The sequence below is a fragment of the Flavobacterium sp. GW823-FHT06G12 genome, assembly GCF_058794775.1.
This window is the reverse complement of the sequence record NZ_JBXAHE010000006.1, coordinates 274,193-297,664: the sequence shown is the minus strand read 5'-3', so window position 1 is coordinate 297,664 and position 23,472 is coordinate 274,193. Positions and strand designations below refer to the sequence as shown.

The window sequence follows — 23,472 nt, the reverse complement described above, 5'->3', positions numbered from 1 at the left end:
TCATCATAAATAAAAAAAATGAATTGGTACGTAGTTTATACAAAACCTAAATGGGAAAAGAAAGTTGCAGATAAACTTATTCAACAAGGAATAGAGTGTTATTGTCCATTAGTAACACAAGTAAAGCAATGGTCAGATCGTAAGAAAAAAGTTGAAACTCCTCTTTTTAGTTCCTACGTTTTTGTTCAATTAGCTGACTCAGATCGTAATTTAGTTTTTCAAGTTCAGGGAGTAGTTAGGTACCTATTTTGGTTGGGAAAACCCGCAATTGTAAAAGATCAAGAGATTGAAATTATTAAAAAGAGTTTAACGGCTCCAAACCTAAGTGATATTTCAATTTCTAGTATTCAGGTTGGGGATAAAATCAAATTAGAATCAGGCGTATTTAGCAATCAGAATGCAATAGTTCAGCAGGTATCTAGTAATTATTATGTGCTAGTGCTAGAAACATTAGGATGTGTTTTGAAGATAAAGTATAAATGATTTAAAAAATTAAGATGCAACAGAAGAGAAAGTCATTTTATGATTTTTTTCTTCTGTTTTTTTATTATGTATTTATTTACAGTCTGATTAATAGATTGTTGTAAAAATTAGTTTTTTTTTAGTAATTCGTTTTGTAAGTAATACGGGAAACCGTATTGAATAACTAGACTTATTATGTTATATTTGCCGAAAATGATTAATTTAGGTATCTGAGTCAGAATTTTGTGACTGAGAACGGCGAAGCCATGAGTTTTATTGACCAGAAATAAATTAAAAAATATGAATTTGGAAACTAAAGTAAAAATTGCAGTTATAGGTTTAGGTTATGTAGGACTACCATTAGCTCGATTATTTGCTACAAAATACCCAGTAGTGGGATTTGATATAAATGAATCACGAGTAGAGTCTTTAAGATCGGGAACAGATAGTACTTTAGAAGTAGAAGATGATGTCTTAAATGAAGTTTTAGTAGATAGTTTAGATGTAGAAAAAGGATTGTATTGTACTACATCAATAAATGATATTAAAGAATGTAATTATTATATAGTTACTGTTCCAACTCCTGTAGATAAAAATAATAGACCTGATTTGACTCCCTTGTATAAATCAAGCGAAACAGTCGGAAAAGTTTTGAAAAAAGGAGATGTTGTTATTTATGAATCAACTGTCTATCCAGGAGTAACAGAAGAACAATGTGTTCCCGTTTTAGAAAAAGCTTCAGGCTTAAAATTTAACGAAGACTTTTTTGCAGGATATTCTCCAGAAAGGATAAATCCTGGCGATAAAGAACACACAGTCGAAAAAATATTAAAAGTTACTTCGGGCTCAACTCCTGAAATAGGTTTAAAAGTCGATCAACTATATAAGTCTGTAATTACGGCAGGGACACATTTGGCACCTACAATAAAAGTTGCAGAAGCAGCAAAAGTTATTGAAAATTCTCAGCGCGATATTAATATTGCTTTTGTTAATGAATTGGCTAAAATATTCAATTTAATGAATATTGATACCCAAGAGGTACTTGCAGCGGCATCGACAAAATGGAATTTTTTGCCTTTTAAGCCAGGTCTTGTGGGTGGACACTGTATAGGTGTTGATCCCTACTATTTAGCACAGAGAGCACAAGAATTTGGATATCATCCTGAAATAATTTTAGCAGGAAGACGTTTAAACGATAGCATGGGCGAATATGTTGCTTCGCAAATCGTAAAGTTGATGATAAAAAAAGGTGTTTCAGTTAATGGTGCTAAATTATTAATGTTGGGTATTACTTTTAAAGAGAATTGTCCTGATGTAAGAAATACTAAAATTGTTGATGTAATAAAGGCTTTAAAAGATTACGGAATAGCAGTTACTGTTTTTGATCCACTAGCTAATACTGAAGAAGTTGAGAGAGAATATAAACTGAAAACCGTAGACATTATGCCTAAAGAAAAATTTGATGCATTGGTATTAGGAGTGGCTCACTCAGAATTTCTTGAAATCGATTTTTCAACTTTGAAAAAAGACAAAAGTTTAATTTATGATGTAAAAGGAGTTTTGGGGTCTTTAGCTGATAACAGACTTTAAATTTTAAAATTTCTTTTTTATTTAAAATATATGAGTTCAAATAAATCCGTTACGCATGTAATTCTCACTGGAGGAGTTGGAAGTAGACTATGGCCTCTTTCGCGTAAAAGCAGGCCAAAGCAATACCTTGAAATATTTGATGGAAAATCTTTGTTTGAAATGACTGTTGAACGAAATAGTCATTTAGCAAATAAAGTTATGGTTGTTGGAAATGTTGATAATTTTCAACTGAGTGGGAAAGTAATGGATAAAACAAGTACTTCTTATATTAATATTGTTGAAGCTACACCTAGAAATACTGCTGCAGCGATAGCTTTTGCAGCATTCGCATCAGAACCAAATGATATTTTAATTATAACTCCTTCAGATCATATTATCGATTTAATGGAGAACTATAATGCGGCAATAAACGAAGCTATTACTAAAGCTGATGAAGGATCTATCGTGACTTTTGGTGTTATTCCAACCAAGCCAGAAACTGGTTATGGTTATATAGAAGCTCAAGGGGATAATGTAGTTTCATTTCGCGAAAAACCGAATGAAACAACTGCGAAGGAGTTTATTGCAAAAGGTAATTTTCTATGGAATAGCGGTATGTTTTGCTTTAAAGCAAGTGTTCTTTTGGAAGAATTAAAACAATTTCAGCCAGATGTTTATCTAAAATCAAAACAGGTATGGGAAGCAAGTAAAGATGGTTTCTTAGATTTAGATTTATCCATGGAAATTCCGTCAATTAGTATAGATTACGCCGTAATGGAAAGAAGTAAAAAAATTAAGGTTGTACCAGCCTCTTTTTCTTGGTCAGATTTGGGCTCTTTTGAATCTGTTTATGATTATTTAATATCTAAAGGTCATCCGGTTGATAATAAAGGAAATATGGTTATTGGATGTGATAAACATACGACTTTTCTTGGTTTAGAAAATACAATTTTTGTCTATACAGATTCAGCTAACTTGATTTTGCAGAAAGAAAGTTCACAAGACGTAAAAGATATTTATACTGAGTTAGAAAAACAGAATTCAGAATTATTAAAGTAAAATAATCACAAAGGTAAAATGAAAAAAATTCTTATAACTGGAGGTGCTGGTTTTATCGGGTCACATGTAGTGAGAAGATTTGTTAACAAATATCCAGAATATCACATTTTCAATTTAGATGCATTAACATATGCGGGAAATCTAGAAAATATTAAAGATATTGAAGATAAATCGAATTACACCTTTGTAAAAGGGAATATAGTTGATGAAATTTTCATTAATGAACTTTTTTCAATTCATAGTTTTGATGGAGTTTTGCATTTAGCGGCTGAATCTCATGTTGACCGTTCTATCGAAGACCCCTTAGCATTTGTTAAAACAAATGTTATTGGTACCATGAATTTGTTAAATGCTGCTAAAAACCAATGGAAGCATAATTTTGATGGAAAAAGATTCTATCACATTAGTACAGATGAAGTGTATGGAAGTTTAGGGGCAGAAGGATTATTTACAGAGAAAACAGCGTATGATCCTAACTCACCTTATTCTGCTTCAAAAGCTAGCTCAGATCATTTTGTTAGAGCTTATGGTGAAACTTATGGCTTGCCTTATGTCTTAACAAATTGTTCTAATAATTATGGATCTTATCATTTTCCTGAAAAATTAATTCCTCTATTTATAAATAATATAATTAATAATAAGCCATTACCAGTATATGGAGATGGAAACTATACTCGTGATTGGTTGTTTGTTGAAGATCATGCCATTGCAATAGATTTAGTTTTTCATGAAGGGAAGAACCATGAAACTTACAACATTGGCGGGTTTAATGAATGGAAAAACATTGATTTGGTTAAATTATTATGCCAGATTATGGATCAAAAGTTAGGAAGATCACAGGAGACCTCTCAACAATTGATCACATTTGTAAAAGATCGACCAGGTCATGATTTAAGATATGCAATAGATGCCTCAAAAATTAATAAAGAATTAGGATGGAAGCCATCTGTAACATTTGAAGAGGGTTTAGAAAGAACAGTCAATTGGTATCTGAATAATGAAGAATGGTTGCAGAATGTAACTTCTGGATCTTACAAAGATTATTATAAAAAGCAATATTCTTAAACAAATTTTTAATTAAATTTATTTTTTAAGATAAAAAAAAGCAGCATGAAAAAAATAACATACGTTCTTATTTTAGTTTTTACTTTTTTATTTTCCTTTAATGCTAAGGCACAGGATATTTTGAAAGGTAAAGACTTAAGCACAATTAAAGTTGATTACTTATCTGACGACGATTTAGCTAAAATTAGTGCACAACTAAAAAGTAATAATACTACAATTGAACAAGTTGAGCCAATGGCATTGTCAAAAGGGATGAGTCAGATAGAATATGATAAATTAAAGACAAGACTTAATGAATATTCATCAAGATTAAATAAAGGCATTGAAGATAAGTCCCAAAAACAAGAAGACAAAAGTGGTTTTGGCAGAAAACAAGGCAAAATTAAAAATGACAAAGTTAAAGACTCTACCAATGTCTTGATTTTTGGTTCTGAATTGTTTGATAATCCAACTTTAAATTTTGAACCAGATTTAAAGATGGCAACTCCAGTGAATTATGTTTTAGGACCGGGTGATGAGTTACAAGTAAGTGTTTATGGTGTTCAAGAGTATAATGCATCAATACCGGTCTCTGTTGAGGGTAAAGTGGCTATTCAGTATGTGGGGCAAATTCCAGTATCTGGGATGTCTATTGAGGCTGCAACTCAAAAAATAAAAGCTGCGATTGCAAAAGTATATAGTACAGTTCGTTCTGGACAATCTCAGGTGAGTGTTAGTTTAAGTCAGATAAGAACAATCAAAATAACTATAGTTGGAGGTAAACAACCGGGGAATTACTCAATTTCTTCTCTAGCTACGGTCTATAATGCTTTACATTTAGCTGGGGGGCCAGGAAAAAATGGAAGTTACAGAAATATTGAATTAATTAGAAACAACAAAGTTTATAGGAATATTGATATCTATAGATTTTTAGTAAAAGGAGATCAATCTGATAATGTTACTTTAAAAGAAAATGATGTAATAAGAATTCCAGCATATAGCCAGCGAGTTACTGTAGAAGGAGAAGTTAAGCGCCCTGGTATTTTTGAGATGAAAAAAGGAGAAACTTTTTCAGATTTATTAAATTTTGCATCAGGTTTTAATGAATTTGCTTATACTGCTTCAGTAAATGTAATACAAAAAACAGCTAAAGAATTTAAAGTTCATGATATAAATGAAAGTGAATATAATTCATATCTTCCTCAATCAGGAGATGTTTTTAAAATTGCAAAAATCTTAAATCGTTTTGAAAATAGAATTAAAATAGAAGGTGCTGTTTTTAGACCTGACTACTATTCGTTTACTGAGGGAATGCGTGTTTCTGATCTTATTACGAGAGCTGAAGGTTTGAAGGAAGATGCTTATAGTAAAAGAGCTCGAATAATCCGTCTAAAAAATGATTTAACTACAGAGATTATCAATGTAGACTTAGATGCTGCATTGTCTGGTGATTTAAACGCAGATATTGAATTAAAAAGAGAAGATATTGTTACTGTTTATTCTATTTTAGATTTTAGAGAAGAATATAAAGTTACAATTGATGGAGAAGTAAAAAATCCTGGAGAGTATGAATTTTTAGAAAATTTAACTCTAAACGACTTAATTGTACAAGTTGGTGGTTTGACAGGATCAGCATCTAAAAGAGTTGAAATTGCTAGAATGATAAAATCTGACTTTATAGATGATTCAGATCCAAAACGTATTGAATTAGTTCAATTTGAAATTACTGCAGATAATAATGAACAAACTAAGAATTTTATTTTAAAACCTTTTGATGTAGTTAATATTCGAAGAATAGCTGTTTATGAAAAACCACAAATGGTAGTTATAAAAGGGGCAGTTACATATCCAGGAAAATATGTTTTAGCAAATAAAAAAGAAACCGTCTATAATGTTGTAATGAGAGCTGGAGGTTTAACATCTGTAGCTAATTTAGAAGGAATGAAAATTCTTAGACCTATCAAGGAAGATCAAATTGAAAAGTTAAAAAGTGTAGATTTGAATTTGAAAACGGATACATTAAATAATAAATTAATAGACAAACTTGAAAATGATTTAAAGTTTTCTACAATTCCAATTAATTGGGAAAAAATAGTAAAGAATAAAAATCATTATTCTAATGTTACTTTATTTCCAGGTGATGAAATTGAAGTGGCCGTATATAACGAGGGAGTAAAAGTAACGGGGAATGTATTGTTAACGTCAGAGATTCCTTATAGAAAAGGAAAAGGATTTAAATACTATATTAATTCAGTTGGCGGAATAGATAGCAAAGGTTGGAAAAAGAAAGCATATATTATTTATCCTAACGGAAAAGCTGATGTAACCAAATCATTTTTGTTTTTTAGATCGTACCCAAATGTAGAGCCTGATTCACAAATAGTTGTTCCTGAAAAGCCTGAAACGAGAAAAATGAGTACTGGAGAATGGGTTAGTATCGGAAGTGTGCTAACTAGCTTAGCATTATTAATTGTAACTGCTTTTAAATAAAATGAATAATACAAATCTTGAAAATGACGAGCTTTCGTTAAAAGAGTTAATAATTCTTGCTAAAGAATGGTTTTTTTATTTTCTCTCAAAATGGAAAATAATTCTTTTAATTGCTATTATAGGTTCTGTTTTAGGTGTTGGGTATTCAATAGTTAAAAAACCAATTTATACAGCAACACTTTCTTTTGCATTAGAAGACGAGAAATCGGGAGCAGGAGGACTAAGCGGGGCTTTAGGACTAGCCAGTTCAATAGGACTGGATTTAGGAGGAAGTGCAGGTGGAATTTTTTCTGGCTCCAATCTAACAGAATTATTTAAATCAAGATCAATGGTCGAGAAAACATTACTTTCTCCCGTTCTTGTAAATGGCAAACAAATTTCTTTAGCAGAAATGTATATTCAGAATAATGAATGGAGAGAACGTTGGAAAGATTCTGAGTTTGCAAAAATTCAGTTTTTGCCAAATAGTGATCGTACTAAATTTACACGAGTACAGGATAGTATTTTAGGAGTAATGTATAATAGACTTTCAACTTCTGGCTTGGCTGTTGGACAAAGAGATAAAAAAGTTGCAATTATAAACATTGATGTTGTATCAACTGATGAGATGTTTGCAAAGTATTTTTGCGAAAACTTAGCTAAAAAGGTTGGTGAATTTTATATTGAGACAAAAAGTAAGAAAGCAAGACTTAATATGGTTATTTTAGAACGTCAAGTGGATTCTATTAGAAAAGAACTTAATGGAGCTATAACTGGAGTTGCAATTGCCAATGATAATACTTTTAATTTAAATCCAGCTTTAAATATTCGTCGTGCTCCATCAGCAAGAAGACAAGTTGATGTCCAAGCAAATACTGCTATATTAGCTGAATTAGCAAGACAAGTAGAGTTAGCTAAAGTAACTTTACGCAAAGAGACGCCTTTAATCCAAGTTATTGACAGACCAATTTTGCCTTTGGCAAAAGAACGTTTCGGAAAAGCAAAAGGAATTTTATTAGGAGGCTTTTTGGGAGGTTTTTTTTCAGTGTTATATTTTGCAATTAAACGATTGCTAAAATTATTAGACTAAATTTTTTATCAATATTTTACAATTATATCATGTTAAATAACAAAACAATATTAATTACAGGAGGAACAGGATCTCTAGGGAAAGCATTAACAAAGCATATTTTTGATACATACCCATCTGTAAAAAAGCTTATAATTTTTTCTCGTGATGAGCAGAAGCAATTTCAGATGGCACAGGAATATCCATTGGATAAATATCCTCAAATCAGATTTTTTCTGGGAGATGTTAGAGATGAACAAAGATTAATTAGAGCATTTCAGAATGTAGATTATGTTATTCATGCAGCAGCAATGAAACATGTGCATTTAGCAGAATATAACCCAGATGAATGTATAAAAACAAATATTGGAGGAGCACAAAATGTAATACACGCAGCATTACAAACAAATGTTCAAAATGTAGTGGCATTGTCTACAGATAAAGCCTGTGCACCTATTAATTTATATGGAGCTACAAAATTGACTTCAGATAAGCTTTTTGTTGCAGCAAATAATATCAAAGGAACTAACCCAATTAAATTTTCGGTTGTAAGATATGGGAATGTTATGGGATCTAATGGTTCTGTAATTCCATTTTTTATTAAGAAAAAGAAGGAAGGAAAATTACCAATTACAGATGTTGCAATGACACGTTTTAATATTTCCCTTCAAGGAGGAGTAGATATGGTAATGCATGCTATGGAACATGCGTGGGGAGGTGAAATTTTTATACCTAAAATTCCTTCATATAAAATTACAGATGTAGCAGAAGCAGTAGGTCCTAATTGCCCAATTGACATTGTAGGAATTAGACCTGGAGAAAAGATACATGAAGAGATGATTACTGCATCTGATTCGTTTTATACATATGATTTGGGGAAATATTACACAATTTTACCATCTATTCCTAATTTTAAACTTGATAATTATTTAAGTCATTTTAAAGCAAAAAAAGTTGTAGAAGGTTTCTATTATAATTCTGGTACAAATGAAGACTGGGAAACTGTTGATAGTTTAAGAAGTTTAATAAAAGAGCATGTTGATGCAAATTTTGAAGTATAATGGAAAACAAAGTTATACCGTACGGAAGGCAAGATATCACAGATGAAGATATTAAAGTTGTAATTGAAACTTTGAAATCAGATTTTTTAACTCAAGGACCCAAAATAAAGGAATTTGAAGAAAAATTTGCAAAATCAGTTGATTCTAAATATGCTGTGGCAGTCAATAATGCTACTGCAGGTCTTCATATAGCTGTTATGGCTCTTGGATTAAAAGAAGGAGACAGAGTAATTACTACTCCAATTACTTTCGCAGCTTCGGCTAATTGTGCACGATTTGTAGGTGCAGAAGTTTGGTTCGCAGATATTGATAGAGATACTTATTTATTATCACTTGAAAAAACAAGAGAATTAATAGAAAGCAAACCTAAAGGCTTTTTTAAGGGAATTATTCCTGTAGATTTTGCTGGATTACCAGTAAATTTAGAAGATTTTAGAAAATTAGCAGATGAGCATAATCTTTGGATTTTAGAAGATGCTTGTCATGCACCAGGAGGTTACTTTATTGACTCTAAAAAGCAAAAACAATTTTGCGGAAATGGTGTATATGCCGATGCAGCAGTTTTCTCATTTCATCCTGTAAAACATATTGCGTGTGGAGAGGGCGGGATGATTACTACTAATTCTGAAATAGTTTACAAAAAGTTGATGTTATTACGCTCGCATGGAATAACGAAAGAAAACATGTCAGAAAATCATGGAGGATGGTTTTATGAAATGAAAACTTTAGGTTTTAATTATAGAATTACAGATTTTCAAGCTGCATTAGGGACTTCTCAATTGTCAAGAAATGAGCAAGGAGTTAAAGTAAGAAATGAAATTTCTCAACGCTATAAAGATGCTTTTGAAGGGAAGATTAAATTTCAGGCATTGCCTAATGATTATTTAAATGCTCACCATCTATTTGTAATAGAGGTTGAAGATAGAAAAGGATTGTACGATTATTTGCATAAAAATAAAGTTTATGCCCAGATTCATTATATTCCTGTTCATCAATTGCCTTATTATAAAGAGATTGGGTATAATGAAGATACAGATCTGAGTCAATCAGAAGATTATTATTCAAAATGCATCAGCTTACCAATGTATCCAACTTTGAGTACTGAGGAACAAGATTTTGTTATAATGAAAACACTCGAATTTTTAAATGCCTAATCTTTGTATAATTCCTGCAAGAGGTGGAAGTAAGCGGATCCCAAGAAAAAACATTAAATTATTTCTTGGTAAACCAATAATCGCATATTCGATTGAAGCTGCGATTAATTCTGATTTATTTGATGAAGTAATGGTTTCTACTGATGATGAAGAGATTGCTGAAATAGCAATAAAATTTGGAGCTAAAGTGCCATTTTTGAGAAGAGAAAAAACATCTAATGATTTTGCTACAACTTTTGATGTAATAGAAGAAGTTCTGCGAACATATAAAGATTTAGATAAAAATTACGATGTTGTTTGCTGTCTTTATGCTTGTGCACCATTTGCAACTTCAGATAAGCTAAGTGAAAGTTTACAAATACTAGAAAAGAATAATTACGACAGTGTTTTTCCTGTTATGCAATTCGGATTTCCTATTCAAAGAAGTTTAAAATTTGAAGATGATAAAATTAAATTTTTCTATCCTGAATTTAGTTTATCAAGATCACAGGATTTAGAAAAAAGTTATCATGACGCAGGACAATTTTATTGGATGCAGGTTGATAGATGTTTGCAAGAAAAAAAGATTTTAACTGAAAATAGTGGAAGTATAGTTATTTCTGAAATGGAAGGTCAAGATATTGATAGCGAGGTAGATTGGAAATTAGCTGAATTAAAATATGAATTGTTACAAAGTATTAAATAAGCAAGTATATACTCAAGGAGATTTTTCAATTGTACCGATTCGTTATGAAGATCGATTAGATATAATGAAATGGCGTAATGAACAAATTTATCATTTGCGTCAACATAAACCGCTTACAATAGAAGATCAAAATAAATATTTTTCTGATGTCGTAGCTGGACTTTTTGGATTAGAAAAGCCAAATCAAATTCTGTTTTCTTTTTTAGAAAGTGATATGTGTATAGGGTATGGAGGACTAGTTCATATTAACTGGATTGATAAAAATGCAGAGATTTCTTTTGTGATGAATACTGAACTTGAAAGAGAAGCTTTCAGTAAACATTGGATTTTATTTTTGCAATTAATCGAAGAGGTAGCTTTTGTTGAACTAAAACTTCATAAAATTTCTACTTATGCATTAGACCTGAGACCTGATTTATATCCTGTTTTAGAGAAAGCGGAATATAATGAAGAGGCAGTATTAAAAAAACACTGTTTATTTAATTTTGAATATGTAAATGTTGTAATTCACTCTAAGTTTAATAACTTATAAAGATTAATTATTTTATAATGAAAAAAGTAGTTATAGTTACTGGTGGTAATAAAGGACTCGGAAAGGCTCTAATAGATTTGGCATTAAAAGATAATGATTCAGTAATTATATCTATTTCACGTGATTTACATATTGAGCATGTTTCAATAAGTAATCAAAAATTAATTTTAGTTAAAACAGATTTATCTCAACCTTTTTCTGATGAAATTTTAAATACTATAGATAAAGTTATTTCAAAAGAATCTCTTTTATACGTTTTTAATAATGCAGGAATTGTCCTTCCCATTAATAAAGTTGGAAATTTTGTAAAATCTGAAATTGATATTTCTATTGCGGTGAATATTCTATATCCTGTTAATCTGATAAATGCACTTTTAGATAGATATGAAAATCTTAAGATGATTATAGTAAATATTTCATCGGGAGCAGGAAGAAAACCTATTTCGCATTGGTCATTATATGGAGCCGCAAAATCGTATATGATTATGTTTTTTGACATAATCAAGGAAGAAAGCAAAGAGAATCTTATAGTACATAGTATAGATCCAGGTGTTCTAGACACTCAAATGCAGGAGAATATTCGAAAATCTGCATTTCCTAAACAAGAGGATTTTATTGCCTTTAAAAATAATGATGCTCTGATTACACCTTTGGAAGCAGCAATAAATATTTTTAAAACAATAAATTTTTAAATAATGGAGATTGGTATTATTTCAGATATACATGGGAATCATTATGCTTTAAGAGAGGTTCTAAATGATTTTAGAAAAAAAGGCATAGAAAAGATTTTAGTTTTAGGTGATATTGTTGGCTATTATTACCATCCTGAAATTATTTTGGAACTATTATCTTCTTGGGATTATGAAATTATCAAAGGTAATCACGAAGAACTTTTGGAAGAGCTTTATAATAATAAGATAGAAAGTAGTGTCTTAATCACAAAGTATGGTAGGGGGCACGAAGTAGCATTAAAGAAGCTGAATGAAGAAACGTTGCAATGGTTATTCTTTTTACCAGAACATAAAACTGTTGAGGTTGAAGGTGTACGCTTTCAATTAAATCATGGAAGTCCTAATCGTATTGACGAATATATTTATCCTGACGCGCCGAATGAAAAATTAGAGGAATGTAATTCTATTCTTCATGATTTTGTCTTGATAGGACATTCTCATTATTCATTTTCTTATCAGTGTAAAAATAGCGTTTTGATCAACTGTGGTTCAGTAGGGCAATCTAGACAAAAAGGAGGAGTTGCTTATTGGGCAAGTGTAAATACTGATGATAAAACTTATTCTTTAAATACAACGTCTTACGATGTTTCCGATCTACTTTTAGAAGTAAAAAAAAATGATCCTGAAGCTGAATATATGTATAACATACTTCAAAGATGACATAATAAAAAAAAGAAATATAAAAGCAACATAGATATTTATTAAAATGATTGATAGAAAAATTAATGTATTAGTAACGGGATGCGGAGGTGATATTGGCCAAAGTGTTGGTAAAATTTTGAACAGTCTAGATTTTATTGGTAGTTTGTACGGTTGCGATATTTCTGATAAAAATGCAGCAAAATTTATTTACGATAATTTTTTTATAGGACTACCTTGTTCAGATCCAAATTATTTAAATAATTTACACGAATTTATAATTAAATATAAGATTGATTTTGTAATTCCAATTTCAGAACCGGAATTACGATTTTTTTCAAAAGAAAACATTAATAAAATAGGATTAGCTCCATTGGTCACTGCATCTAGTGAAGCACTTAAAGTAGGTTTTGACAAATTATTTACTGCCGAATTTTTAAAAAAAGAGAATCTTCCTTTCCCTGTTACACATTCAATTGATTCAGTTAAATCAATTGAGAAATTTCCTGCAATATTAAAATCTCGTACAGGTTCTGGTAGCTCTACTGTAAGTATAGTTTATGATAATGCTAGTTTTATTTCGATTAAAGCGAAAGAAAAGGATTTTATTGTTCAAGAGTATTTAGAAGGCGATAATGGTGAGTATACCTGCGGTGTTTTTAGAAGTAAGGATGGCTTAACACGTTCCATTATAATAAAAAGGGAGTTAATGGGAGGATTTACAGGTTACGGAGAAGTTATTAAAAATGAAGAAATATCAACATTACTTTATCAAATTGCAGAAAAAATTGATTTAATTGGAAGTATTAATGTTCAATTAAGACTTACAATTAAAGGGGCTGTGGTATTTGAAATTAATCCAAGATTTTCTAGTACAGTGCGATTTAGAGATCTTTTAGGATTTAAAGATGTACAATGGTCATTAGAAGACATGATGAATATTTCCGTTTCCGAATATAAAGAGACATCGATAGGTAAAAAGATATATAAAGGTTTTAATGAATATATACAATAAATATGAAAGCATTTTCCATAGAAGATAGATTGGTAGGGGGAAATTACCCTTCTTTTATTATTGCAGAATTATCAGCTAATCATAATGGTAGTATAAAAAATGCTATTGATACAATTAGAGCTGCAAAACGTGCTGGTGCGGATTGCATAAAGTTTCAAACTTTTACTGCCGATACAATAACGCTTGACTCAAAAAAAGAAGATTTTAAGATTACCCAAGGAACTTTGTGGGATGGAAGATATCTTTATGAACTCTATCAAGAAGCTTATACTCCTTGGGAATGGCACGAAGAGTTATTTAGAGTTGCAAAAGAAGAGGGATTAATCTGTTTTTCGTCTCCATTTGACAAGACTGCAGTAGATTTTTTAGAGAATTTGAATGTACCGGCCTATAAAATTGCTTCTTTTGAAATAACTGATATTCCCTTAATTGAGTATACTGCTTCCAAAGGAAAACCAATTATCATTTCTACAGGAATTGCAGAGCAGGCTGATATAGAACTAGCTTTGGATGCATGCAGAAGAGTAGGAAATAACGATATTGCATTATTAAAGTGTACTTCTAGTTATCCAGCACCAATTGAAGAAGCTAATATGTGTATGATAAAAGATTTGTCAGAGCGTTATAAAGTAATCAGTGGCTTATCAGACCATACAATGGGCACTACCGTTCCAATCGTTGCAACTGCTCTAGGAGGGAAAATAATAGAAAAACATTTTATTTTAGATCGCTCTATTGGAGGCCCGGATGCTTCATTTTCTATGAATGAGGAGGAATTTACAGCTATGGTGAAGGCAGTAAGAGAAGCTGAAAGTGCGATTGGAATTGTTGATTATTCCTTAACTGAAAAACAGGCTAAAGGAAAAGATTTTTCAAGATCTTTATATGTTGTTAAAGACATTAAAGCAGGCGAGCAAATTACTGAAGAAAATGTTAGATCAGTTAGACCTGGATTTGGAATGCATCCTAAGTATTATAAAGAAGTTTTAGGAAAAAAAGTATCTGCTGATTTGCAAAAAGGCGATTCTCTAAAATGGGATTGTATAAATAAATAATAATTATATGAAAACAAAAGTACTTAATTTATTATTAATCTTAATTTTTTGTTTTTCTTGTACAGCACAGGATGAAAATGATAATGGTAACAAAATTGTGCAGAGAATAACTTACAGTACTGGTTTAAATAACGCTTTTACAGATTTGGTTTACTTTAAGGATCAGTTTTTTTTAGTGTATAGAGAGTCAGATAAACATGTGTTTGGACGCGACGGTGTTATTAAACTATTGAATAGTGTTGATGGGAAAAATTGGAAATTAATCAAAGATTTTGCTGTTAGTGGTGTCGATTTGCGTGACCCTAAGTTTGCAGTAAATAATGATAAATTAATGCTTTATATACATGGATCAACCTACGAAGATAAAACTCTTGTGAAATTTGCAGATTTTAGAGCAAACTTTTCTGATAATTGGAGTAAACTTGAAAATGTAACACTCGATAATAAAATAAAAACGACCGCAAAATTTGCAGGAAATGAAGCATGGCCTTGGAGGGTTACATGGCAAAATGGAAAAGCATATACTTTAGGATATAATGGGGTGGATATTTTTAGACTTTATAATAGTGAAGATGGTCTTTTTTTTAAAAGTGATTCCAAGGTTTATAGTAATGTCGCGCTTCCAACAGAAGCTACAATTAAAGTTAGTCCAACTGGTGATTTTTATGCTTTAATACGACGAAACTATGCATCTGCTTTGTTTCAAAAATATGATAAAGAGAAAAATGAATTTGTAACATTTAGTGAGCTTCCATTTACTAACTTTGGAGGACCAAATTTTGTTTTTTTAAACGATAAAAAAGTACTTTTTTCAGGATCTTTCGGATATGTGTTAGTTGGTATATATGATTTAGAAACAAAACAATATAAAATTATTAGTAGCTTTGGTGGTGGTGATTGTGGATATCCGGGTATCGTTATAAAAGATAATTTTCTTTGGTTAAGTTATTATGCATCTTATGAGACAAAAGGGGGTTCATCTATTTATATTGCTAAGATTAATCTTGAAGGTATTTTGGCGGAATAAAATCAAATGGATAAATATTTAATTAAATACCTAAGAGATAATTCAGAAGATGAATTGTCGTCTAAATATATTGATTTTTTTAAAATTGAATTAGATTGGCATATATATAATAACGAGAGACATATTGCAGAAAGATATCATAGAGAAAAAAAAAGCAGTTTTAAAGAGGAGGTTATAAAAACGCTTCAATATTGTTATGCAATTGCTGGATTCTCAGATAAAATAAAATCGGATAAGTCGAATGTTTTGTCAACATTACCATTCTTGGATCAATTGACTTTACAGGATCTTAATCTTATCTCATATTCTCCTGTTTGGCATCCAATAGGCAAAAAGAATATTTTTGGAGATTTGCAATCAATTAAATGGCATAAAAAGATTCAAAAAATTATCCAAAAAGAGGACTTCTACTCATTTTTAAATAAAAATTTGCATTTTGAGTTAGAAGAATTTCAAAATCATTTTTTTAAACAATATAAGGAAAAAGATTTTAGAGCATTATTGCTCCACACCGATCAAAATTTTTACAGTAAGTATTTCATAGATATATTCAAAAAATTAGAAAAGCCATCAATAGTCTTTAGTCATGGTTTGCCTGCAATATATTCAAAAGATATTGATAATAGATCAGATTTTTTAATGGTCTGGAGTGATAAAATTAAAGAGAATTACTTAAAAGCAGGTTTTGATTCTGAAAAGATTAAAGTTGTTGGAAACCCTCATTATAAAAAAAATCAAAAAAATAAAGAATTAAGATCTGATTTAAGCGATATATTAGTTGTACCTGTATCTTCAATACTTTGGCATCAACATGAATATGATTCTACAGTCCTCGTAGATAAAAGTATGGTAGTATTGTATCTGTATAAAGTGCAAAAAGTTTTGGAGAAATTAGGAGTAAAACAAGCAAGATATAGAACACATCCTTCAATTAATAAAGACTGGGTTCATGCATTTTTAGATCAAAATTTCTATATTATGGATAATCAAGAACTCGCAAAATCTATAAATCGTTCATCCTTAGTTATTGGTGCAACTTCTACTGTGCTATTAGAGTCTTTAATTTATGGCGTTAATTATATTGTTTTTGAACCAAAAGATAGCGAGAACGTAAATATGGCAGGATTTAAGCTTGTTCCACCATTTGATGGATCAGACGAGAAAGTTATAACTGCAAAAGATGAAAATGAATTAGAAAATATGTTAAGAAATAATAATAAAACAGATTACAGTTTACTTAAGGACTATATTCAAGATTTTGATATTTCTGTCATGAAAGAGTTGATAAAATAGTGCCATGGCCGAAAGTAAGAAATTAATTAAAAATACAACTATTTATGCTCTTGGAGATATTATACCAAGACTCTTAAGTTTTGTAGCTTTTCCTGTTTTAACACATTATCTGACACCAACAGATTATGGAATTTTAAATTATGTAAATGCACTTTCTACTTTTTTGATGGTTGTATCATTTCTATGTACAAATACTTATTATTTAGTATATTTTTATAGATGTGAAGATGAAATTGCACAAAAAAAATTATTAGGAAATCTTTCTACATTTATTATTGCTTATAATTTAATAATAGTCCTGTTGCTATTATTATGCGGAAATTACTTTTTTAAATTATTAGATAGTAAAATTTCATTCTATCCATATATCATAATTGGAATTTTGACTAATTTTTTTAATATTTTTTCAATTCTTCCTTCAGCATTATATAGATTGTTAGAAAAACCACTTTTTTTAACAATGATAAATATTTCCAGAGGTGTAATTACATTAGTCTTAACTCTAATATTGGTAGTTTTCTTCAATTACTCAGCATTAGGAGTTTTATATTCACTATTAATTCTGAGTATTGTTTATGCAATAATTTTTTTATTTATTACCCAGAAATTTATTATTTGGAATTTTAATTGGAAACAAATCAAAGAGATATTAATTTTCTCATTACCCTTAGTTCCAGGATCGTTGGCCTATTATATAACAACAATTTCAGATAGAATTTTAATAGATAAATATTTAAATTTAAACGACTTAGGTATTTACGGTACAGCATCGACATTAGCTCTAATCCTTAATATATTTTCATATGGTGCTTATAAAGCTTTTGAGCCTTTTATTTTTAAGAGTTGGGGAGAAGAGAATTTCTCATACATTTTTGAAAAGATAAGAAATAATTTTGTTTATGTATTATTATTTGGAAGTTTAGGTTTGTCACTTTTTTCAAAAGAATTTTTTCAAATTTTTTCTGGGGTCAAATTTCATGGAGCTTATTTTTATGTTCCAATGATTATAATAGGAGTTTACTGTTCGTCTGTTAAAATGTTATATGGAACTGTTGTAACTGCAAAGGGAAAAACAAAAGTTAATTCAGGAATTAGTATTTTTGGAGCAATAATAAGTGTAGTTTTAAATATTAGCTTATTGCCTTCTTTTGGTTTAGTAGCTGCGGCATTGGTATCAAGTCTTGTGTTAGCAATTGAATGTTTGATTCTAATTTGGTATGCTAAATTGGATATCCATAGAAATACTCCAATTTTAAGTTTTTTGGTAGTTTGTCTAGTTACCTTTTTGTTTGTTTATATGATAAATTTGGAAAACATATTTTTATCTATAGTATTAAAAATAACTGTATTAACTGTAACGATTTCAATTTTATCTAAAATCTTGTCTGTAAATCCTTTTGAAATTGTCAAAGGATTTATAAAAAAATAATTATTTATGAAGAAAAATGCACGTGTTATTGCATTGTACTTGCCGCAATATCACCCAATTCCAGAAAATGATCAATGGTGGGGAAAAGGATTTACAGAATGGACAAATGTTGGAAAGGCTAAAACCTTATTCAAAGGACATTATCAGCCACGAGTACCTGCAGATTTAGGATATTATGATTTAAGAGTAGCAGAAACAAGAAAAGCTCAAGCGGATATGGCGAGAGAATATGGTATAGAAGGTTTTTGTTATTGGCACTATTGGTTTGGAAATGGTAAACGATTAATTGAAAGACCCTTTAATGAAGTAGTAAAATCAGGAGAACCTGATTTCCCTTTTTGTTTAGCTTGGGCAAATGATACATGGAAAGGTTTTGCTCATGGTCTTAATAACAGAAACGTTTTAATCGAGCAATTGTATCCAGGCGTAGAAGACTATACAGCACATTTTTACGAAGTATTGGATGCTTTAAAAGACGAGAGGTATATTACTGTCGAAGGCAAACCCCTTTTTATGATTTATAAGCCATTAGATAGTGAAGAAATAAAAGTATTCATAAAAACTTGGAGACGTCTTGCAATCGAAAACGGATTAAAGGGGATTTACTTTGTAGGACATATCAATAATTCAAATGGAGATGTCAATTCTGTTATGAATGTTGGTGTAGATGCCGTAAATACGGTAAGAATTAATAATTACTTAATTAATCATCGTACTTTTTTTCAGAAAGTGCTTAAAAGAATTAATAAAGTTTTTAGAGGGGTTCCTAATGCTTTTTCTTATAAAACAATGAGTAAATATTTTATCGAATCAGAAATAGACTCTCTTGAACTTGTATACCCTAGTATTATTCCAGGTTGGGATCATACTCCACGAAGTGGAAAAGAAGGTTTAGTTATTACTGATTCTACTCCTGAATACTTTAAATCTCATTTGAAGGATGCATTAAAAACGGTTGAAAATAAAAGCAATGAGCATAAAATTGTTTTCATCAAATCATGGAATGAATGGGCTGAAGGAAATTATATGGAACCGGATTTAAAATTTGGGAAACAGTATTTAGAAGTTTTAAAACAAGAATTAGAAAGAGAATAATGAAAATTGCATTACTTGGCAGTAAAAATTTTGATAGTTTAGAGTTTCATTTGAATGATTCTTTAAGTTTTTTAAAGCATGATGTTTTTTATATAGATATTAAGGATGTTACAAAGGTTTCTTATAGGTTAAATTATTGGGGATCAAAACTTATAAAGGCCTATGATGAAATTGTGTTTAAGAAAATTGCTTATAAAATTGTAGAACAGAATCCTGAATTGGTAATCTGTACTTACAGAATAATTCATCCCATTTGTATTGAAATAATAAAAAAATGTTTGCCAAATGTACCTGTAATACATATAAACCCTGATGCTGTCACAACTTTTGAACAACAACAAATTTTTGCATCAAAATATGATGCCTATTTTGCCAAAGACGTTTTTATTGTAGACTTTATGAAAAATAAAATGGGGCTAAACACATTTTATATGCCTGAAGCGTTTAATCCTCGCGTTCATAAAATGCCTTCACAAAATAGAGTTGAGGTAGAGAATGAAACAAACATTGATGTTGTTACTTTTGGAACAATGTATCCTTACAGGGCTCAGATGGTAAGTAAATTGGTAGAAAGTGGTATTAAAATGACTCTTTTTGGTACTGCTGATAAAAAGTTTCCAAAGAAAGAAATAACAAATAATTTTAGAAACGAATATATAACAGGTAGTAGAAAAGCAGAAGTCCTTTATGGGGCGAAAGTGGTTTTCAATAATTTCCATTATGCGGAAATTAATTCTGTAAATGTTAAGTTTTTTGAAATTGCCGGTATTGGTGGATTTCAAATCTGTGATTTTAAGCCTTCAATAAAAGAGTATACTGCTATTCCTGTTGAAAAGTTTACATATAAAAATATAAACGAAGCTATAGATTTAATTAATTACTATTTAGCAAATAGAGAGGAAAGACATCAATTAGCCTTAGAGCAACATATACATTTTCTTCAAAATCATACATATGAGCATCGTGTAAATGAAATATTAAAATGTTTATAGTTCGTTATAAATAAATTTATCGTCGGTGTTTATATATTTAATAACTTTTCTTTTATTTATCTGTTTTTCATTTCTAGAGGTTCGTACTGACATAAGTGAAAGAACAAAAAAGTATTTATATACTTTCTTATTTTTTTTCTTAGTTTTTCAAGTTGGATTCAGATGGCAAACAGGAACTGACTGGTTTGATTACCTACGACATTTCGCGCAATCAACATCATATGAAGCGGTATTGATTAATGTTTTGTTAGGATACGAAATAGGATATGGTTCTTTTGTTTTTTTGGTAAGATCCTTTACAGACAACTATACTGTTTTCCTAGTTTTACATGCAGTACTATATTATTTTTTAGTATTTAAGGCTAATAAGATTTTAAGTCCATTTCCATTTCTTTCTTTATTAGTATTTTACGCTTCAACAATGGGTATTTTAGGGTCAAACAAGCAACTTATTGCTTTGGCTATTTGTTTTTATTCTTTGAAATATTTATTGGACGGAAAATCTTTTAAATTTTTTTTACTGGTTTTCATTGCCTTTCTTTTTCATACTTCTGCTCTTTTATTTTTAATCTATTATTTTCTTAATAGAGATATTAAAAAAAAATATATTCTGTTATCATTAGTTTTAGCTATTGTAATAGGAAAGTCAAGTTTGCCCAATTTATTGTTTTCTAATTTTGCTAATTTTCTAGGTGGAGCATTAGCCGATAAGGCAGAAAAATATGGAGACAATAATTTATCAGCTACTAGTTTAAGTTTGATAGGTTTAATTAGGCGACTACTATTTTTTTCTCTATTTTTTATAAATTACGACAAAATAACATCGAAGTTCCCTACTTACAAATTACTGTTTAATGGTTTTTTTGTTGGCTTGCTTATTTATTTTTTATTTTCTGGATCGCTCATTGTTTTGGCAGGAAGAGGAAGTTTCTATTTTAATATAATGGAATGTTTTTTAATGTCAAGTCAATTGCTTCTTTTTAAATCTAAAAAAGATAGGGCTTATCTATTGTTAGTATTTTTTATTTATTCATATTTTATATTTTTTCAGTCTATTGCTGAATATCCGGAATTATTTATTCCTTATAATGGAGTACTTGATAGTAGATTTCCTGTTAGTAGCGAAATTTAAAAATGTTTATGTTTTTAATTTAATCAATTAAACAGAAGTTTTTTTTATGCATTTAGATAAAAAACTAATTATATTTTCATATGATTTTCCACCTTCGAATGGTGGTATTGCAAGGTTATGTCAAGAAATAGCTGTTGGAATGAAAACTCATTATAGTTCTGTTTCAGTACTTACAAGAAAAAAGAATGGGCCAAATATTCCTTATAATTTAAAGGAAGTTCAAATAATAGAACTGCCAAATAAAAGAGTTGCCTGTGAACTTAAGGCATTATCTTATTTAAGAAAGTTAAAAGATAAAAGCAATTATGATATTATTTGTGGTAATTGGCATCCAGAATCTTTCTTATGTATAATTTCAGGGTTTAAAAATGTATTTGTGTTAGGGCATGGTACAGAATTTTTAAGTGGAGATTCTTATTTTAGAAAACAAGTATGGTTACCATATTACAGTAAATTTGTTTTAAACAGAATAAAGTTAATTATTGCAAATAGTAATTATACTGAAGGATTAATTCGTCAAATATCTTATTTAGCAAATGCAACAACCCTTCCTTTAGCAGTTAATCATAACTTTTTCAAACCTTTAAATAAAGACTCTAGTCAGTTTAGTAAATTAAAAATATGCACTGTCTCTAGAATTGAACATTTTAAAGGGCATGATTTTATTGCAAAGGTGATTGCAAATATGCCAGCAGAATTTAGAGAAAAAATTGAATGGAATATTGCAGGGACAGGTAATTATTTAAAAGATTTAGTTGGAATTGTAGATGTTTTGGGGCTCAAAAATCAGGTTAAATTTCACGGATTCGTTAAGGATGAAGATTTACCTGCATTTTATAGTAATAATAATTTATTTATTTTATGTTCAAGAGAAAACCCTAACAATACTAGCGTTGAAGGATTTGGTTTAGTTTTTTTAGAAGCACAATCATGTGGAATACCTGTTATTGGTACTAATACAGGAGGAATTTCTGATGCAATTCATGATCATAATGGAGGCTGGTTAATAAATCAGGATGATGAATCTCAATTAAAAAATTTATTGCTTAGTTTTTTAAGAGATGAATCTATTATTAATAAAATGGGAGAAAAGGCACGAGAAAGAGTTGTTAAGTATTGTACTTGGGAAATTTATTGTATGAAATTAAAAGAATTATTAAGTATATGATTTCAGTAGTAATACCAACTTATAATTCTGAAAAAACAGCATTAGCTGCTATAAAATCGGTTCTTTTTCAAACTTATGAGGATTGGAATATAATTATTATAGATGATGGATCTCAAGATAATACTTTTGTTTTAATAGATGAATTTTTAAAAACGTTGCCTGAAAATCTATCTGCAAAAATTACATTGTTTAAACAGCAAAATCAGGGACCTTCTGCAGCAAGAAATTTAGGAGTTAGTTTGTCAAAAGGAGAGTATATTGCTTTTTTAGATTCCGATGATTGTTGGGATAAAAACAAGTTAGAGATTCAGATGAAATATATGAAGAATGATGATTCTTTATATTTATGTGCAACCGCATTTGGAAGAAAAAGAATTAAAGAAAAAACAGACTCTAAATATATTTCTTTTCGAAAATTACTTTTTAAAAATTATTTTTCTACTCCGACAGTATTAGTTAAAAAAAAGATCTTTAACCAGTTTGAATTTGATGTAAATCAGAGAAATTCAGAAGATTATAAGTTGTGGTTGCAAATTGCACATGAGTATAAGTGCTTATACATTAATGAAGTTTTAGCGAGTAATCAGGAAAACAAAAAAGATTATGGGGAATCAGGATTATCAGCAAACCTCAGGAAAATGCAAAAAGGGGAGCTATCAAATTTTGTTTTTTTATATAAGCAATCTAAAATAAATGGATTGTTATTTTTGGGATGCGTTTTTTTTTCCAGTTTAAAATTCTGCATTAGATTAGTTAAGTCTAAAATTCTGTGAGAGTACGTTTTTAGAGTAT

Annotated in this window: 22 protein-coding genes; all 22 read left to right on the top strand. The window is 29.8% G+C overall.

Going from position 1 to position 23,472, the window contains the following annotated elements; translation table 11 throughout:
- Positions 1 to 18: 18 nt before the first annotated feature.
- The 22 genes from AC1Q5Z_RS21855 (at position 19) to AC1Q5Z_RS21750 (ending at position 23,453) form a co-directional block, all read left to right on the top strand.
- A complete protein-coding gene (locus tag AC1Q5Z_RS21855; protein WP_286968666.1) occupies positions 19 to 483 on the top strand; it encodes a UpxY family transcription antiterminator in 465 nt (154 codons plus the stop codon).
- Between the two features lie 279 nt (positions 484 to 762).
- Positions 763 to 2,052 (top strand): nucleotide sugar dehydrogenase, encoded by a 1,290-nt coding sequence (locus AC1Q5Z_RS21850; RefSeq protein ID WP_343588633.1) that lies wholly within the window; start codon positions 763 to 765, stop codon positions 2,050 to 2,052.
- Between the two features lie 30 nt (positions 2,053 to 2,082).
- A complete protein-coding gene (locus tag AC1Q5Z_RS21845) occupies positions 2,083 to 3,090 on the top strand; it encodes a mannose-1-phosphate guanylyltransferase (RefSeq protein ID WP_492446806.1) in 1,008 nt (335 codons plus the stop codon).
- Positions 3,091 to 3,108: 18 nt separating this feature from the next.
- On the top strand, positions 3,109 to 4,155 hold the full coding sequence (gene rfbB, locus AC1Q5Z_RS21840) for a dTDP-glucose 4,6-dehydratase (protein ID WP_343588631.1): 1,047 nt from the start codon (positions 3,109 to 3,111) through the stop codon (positions 4,153 to 4,155).
- A 45-nt stretch (positions 4,156 to 4,200) separates the two neighbouring features.
- Complete coding sequence (locus tag AC1Q5Z_RS21835) at positions 4,201 to 6,624, top strand: SLBB domain-containing protein (protein WP_343588630.1); 2,424 nt, start codon at positions 4,201 to 4,203, stop codon at positions 6,622 to 6,624.
- A gap of 1 nt (position 6,625) precedes the next feature.
- A complete protein-coding gene (locus AC1Q5Z_RS21830) occupies positions 6,626 to 7,693 on the top strand; it encodes a Wzz/FepE/Etk N-terminal domain-containing protein (RefSeq protein ID WP_343588629.1) in 1,068 nt (355 codons plus the stop codon).
- 29 nt (positions 7,694 to 7,722) lie between these two features.
- Positions 7,723 to 8,733 (top strand): UDP-N-acetylglucosamine 4,6-dehydratase (inverting), encoded by a 1,011-nt coding sequence (pseB, locus tag AC1Q5Z_RS21825; protein WP_343588628.1) that lies wholly within the window; start codon positions 7,723 to 7,725, stop codon positions 8,731 to 8,733.
- Positions 8,733 to 9,887, top strand: coding sequence for a UDP-4-amino-4,6-dideoxy-N-acetyl-beta-L-altrosamine transaminase (gene pseC / locus AC1Q5Z_RS21820; RefSeq protein WP_343588627.1), 1,155 nt, complete (start codon positions 8,733 to 8,735; stop codon positions 9,885 to 9,887). Before pseB ends, pseC begins: the two co-directional genes overlap by 1 nt.
- Positions 9,880 to 10,572 carry a pseudaminic acid cytidylyltransferase gene (gene pseF / locus AC1Q5Z_RS21815; protein ID WP_343588626.1) on the top strand — a complete coding sequence of 231 codons (693 nt, stop codon included), beginning with the start codon at positions 9,880 to 9,882 and terminating at the stop codon, positions 10,570 to 10,572. Before pseC ends, pseF begins: the two co-directional genes overlap by 8 nt.
- Complete coding sequence (locus AC1Q5Z_RS21810) at positions 10,547 to 11,104, top strand: GNAT family N-acetyltransferase (RefSeq protein WP_343588625.1); 558 nt, start codon at positions 10,547 to 10,549, stop codon at positions 11,102 to 11,104. The genes pseF and AC1Q5Z_RS21810 overlap by 26 nt, the downstream gene beginning before the upstream one ends.
- A 17-nt stretch (positions 11,105 to 11,121) precedes the next feature.
- On the top strand, positions 11,122 to 11,796 hold the full coding sequence (locus AC1Q5Z_RS21805; RefSeq protein ID WP_343588624.1) for an SDR family NAD(P)-dependent oxidoreductase: 675 nt from the start codon (positions 11,122 to 11,124) through the stop codon (positions 11,794 to 11,796).
- 3 nt (positions 11,797 to 11,799) lie between these two features.
- Positions 11,800 to 12,495 (top strand): metallophosphoesterase family protein, encoded by a 696-nt coding sequence (locus tag AC1Q5Z_RS21800; protein WP_343588623.1) that lies wholly within the window; start codon positions 11,800 to 11,802, stop codon positions 12,493 to 12,495.
- A 46-nt stretch (positions 12,496 to 12,541) separates the two neighbouring features.
- Positions 12,542 to 13,489, top strand: coding sequence for an ATP-grasp domain-containing protein (locus AC1Q5Z_RS21795; RefSeq protein ID WP_343588622.1), 948 nt, complete (start codon positions 12,542 to 12,544; stop codon positions 13,487 to 13,489).
- 2 nt (positions 13,490 to 13,491) lie between these two features.
- Complete coding sequence (gene pseI, locus AC1Q5Z_RS21790; RefSeq protein WP_492446802.1) at positions 13,492 to 14,544, top strand: pseudaminic acid synthase; 1,053 nt, start codon at positions 13,492 to 13,494, stop codon at positions 14,542 to 14,544.
- A 7-nt stretch (positions 14,545 to 14,551) separates the two neighbouring features.
- Positions 14,552 to 15,571 (top strand): hypothetical protein, encoded by a 1,020-nt coding sequence (locus AC1Q5Z_RS21785; RefSeq protein ID WP_343588620.1) that lies wholly within the window; start codon positions 14,552 to 14,554, stop codon positions 15,569 to 15,571.
- A 6-nt stretch (positions 15,572 to 15,577) separates the two neighbouring features.
- Positions 15,578 to 16,864 (top strand): hypothetical protein, encoded by a 1,287-nt coding sequence (locus AC1Q5Z_RS21780; RefSeq protein ID WP_343588619.1) that lies wholly within the window; start codon positions 15,578 to 15,580, stop codon positions 16,862 to 16,864.
- A 4-nt stretch (positions 16,865 to 16,868) separates the two neighbouring features.
- Positions 16,869 to 18,293, top strand: coding sequence for a lipopolysaccharide biosynthesis protein (locus AC1Q5Z_RS21775; RefSeq protein WP_343588618.1), 1,425 nt, complete (start codon positions 16,869 to 16,871; stop codon positions 18,291 to 18,293).
- A gap of 6 nt (positions 18,294 to 18,299) precedes the next feature.
- On the top strand, positions 18,300 to 19,388 hold the full coding sequence (locus AC1Q5Z_RS21770; RefSeq protein ID WP_343588617.1) for a glycosyltransferase WbsX family protein: 1,089 nt from the start codon (positions 18,300 to 18,302) through the stop codon (positions 19,386 to 19,388).
- Entirely contained in the window at positions 19,388 to 20,380 is a 993-nt protein-coding gene (locus tag AC1Q5Z_RS21765) for a CgeB family protein (protein ID WP_343588616.1), read from the top strand. The genes AC1Q5Z_RS21770 and AC1Q5Z_RS21765 overlap by 1 nt, the downstream gene beginning before the upstream one ends.
- A gap of 25 nt (positions 20,381 to 20,405) precedes the next feature.
- A complete protein-coding gene (locus AC1Q5Z_RS21760) occupies positions 20,406 to 21,512 on the top strand; it encodes an EpsG family protein (protein ID WP_343588615.1) in 1,107 nt (368 codons plus the stop codon).
- Positions 21,513 to 21,558: 46 nt separating this feature from the next.
- Entirely contained in the window at positions 21,559 to 22,680 is a 1,122-nt protein-coding gene (locus AC1Q5Z_RS21755) for a glycosyltransferase family 4 protein (protein WP_343588614.1), read from the top strand.
- Positions 22,677 to 23,453: a glycosyltransferase family 2 protein gene (locus AC1Q5Z_RS21750; protein WP_343588613.1), complete on the top strand. Its 777-nt coding sequence runs from the start codon at positions 22,677 to 22,679 to the stop codon at positions 23,451 to 23,453. The genes AC1Q5Z_RS21755 and AC1Q5Z_RS21750 overlap by 4 nt, the downstream gene beginning before the upstream one ends.
- Positions 23,454 to 23,472 lie beyond the last annotated feature (19 nt).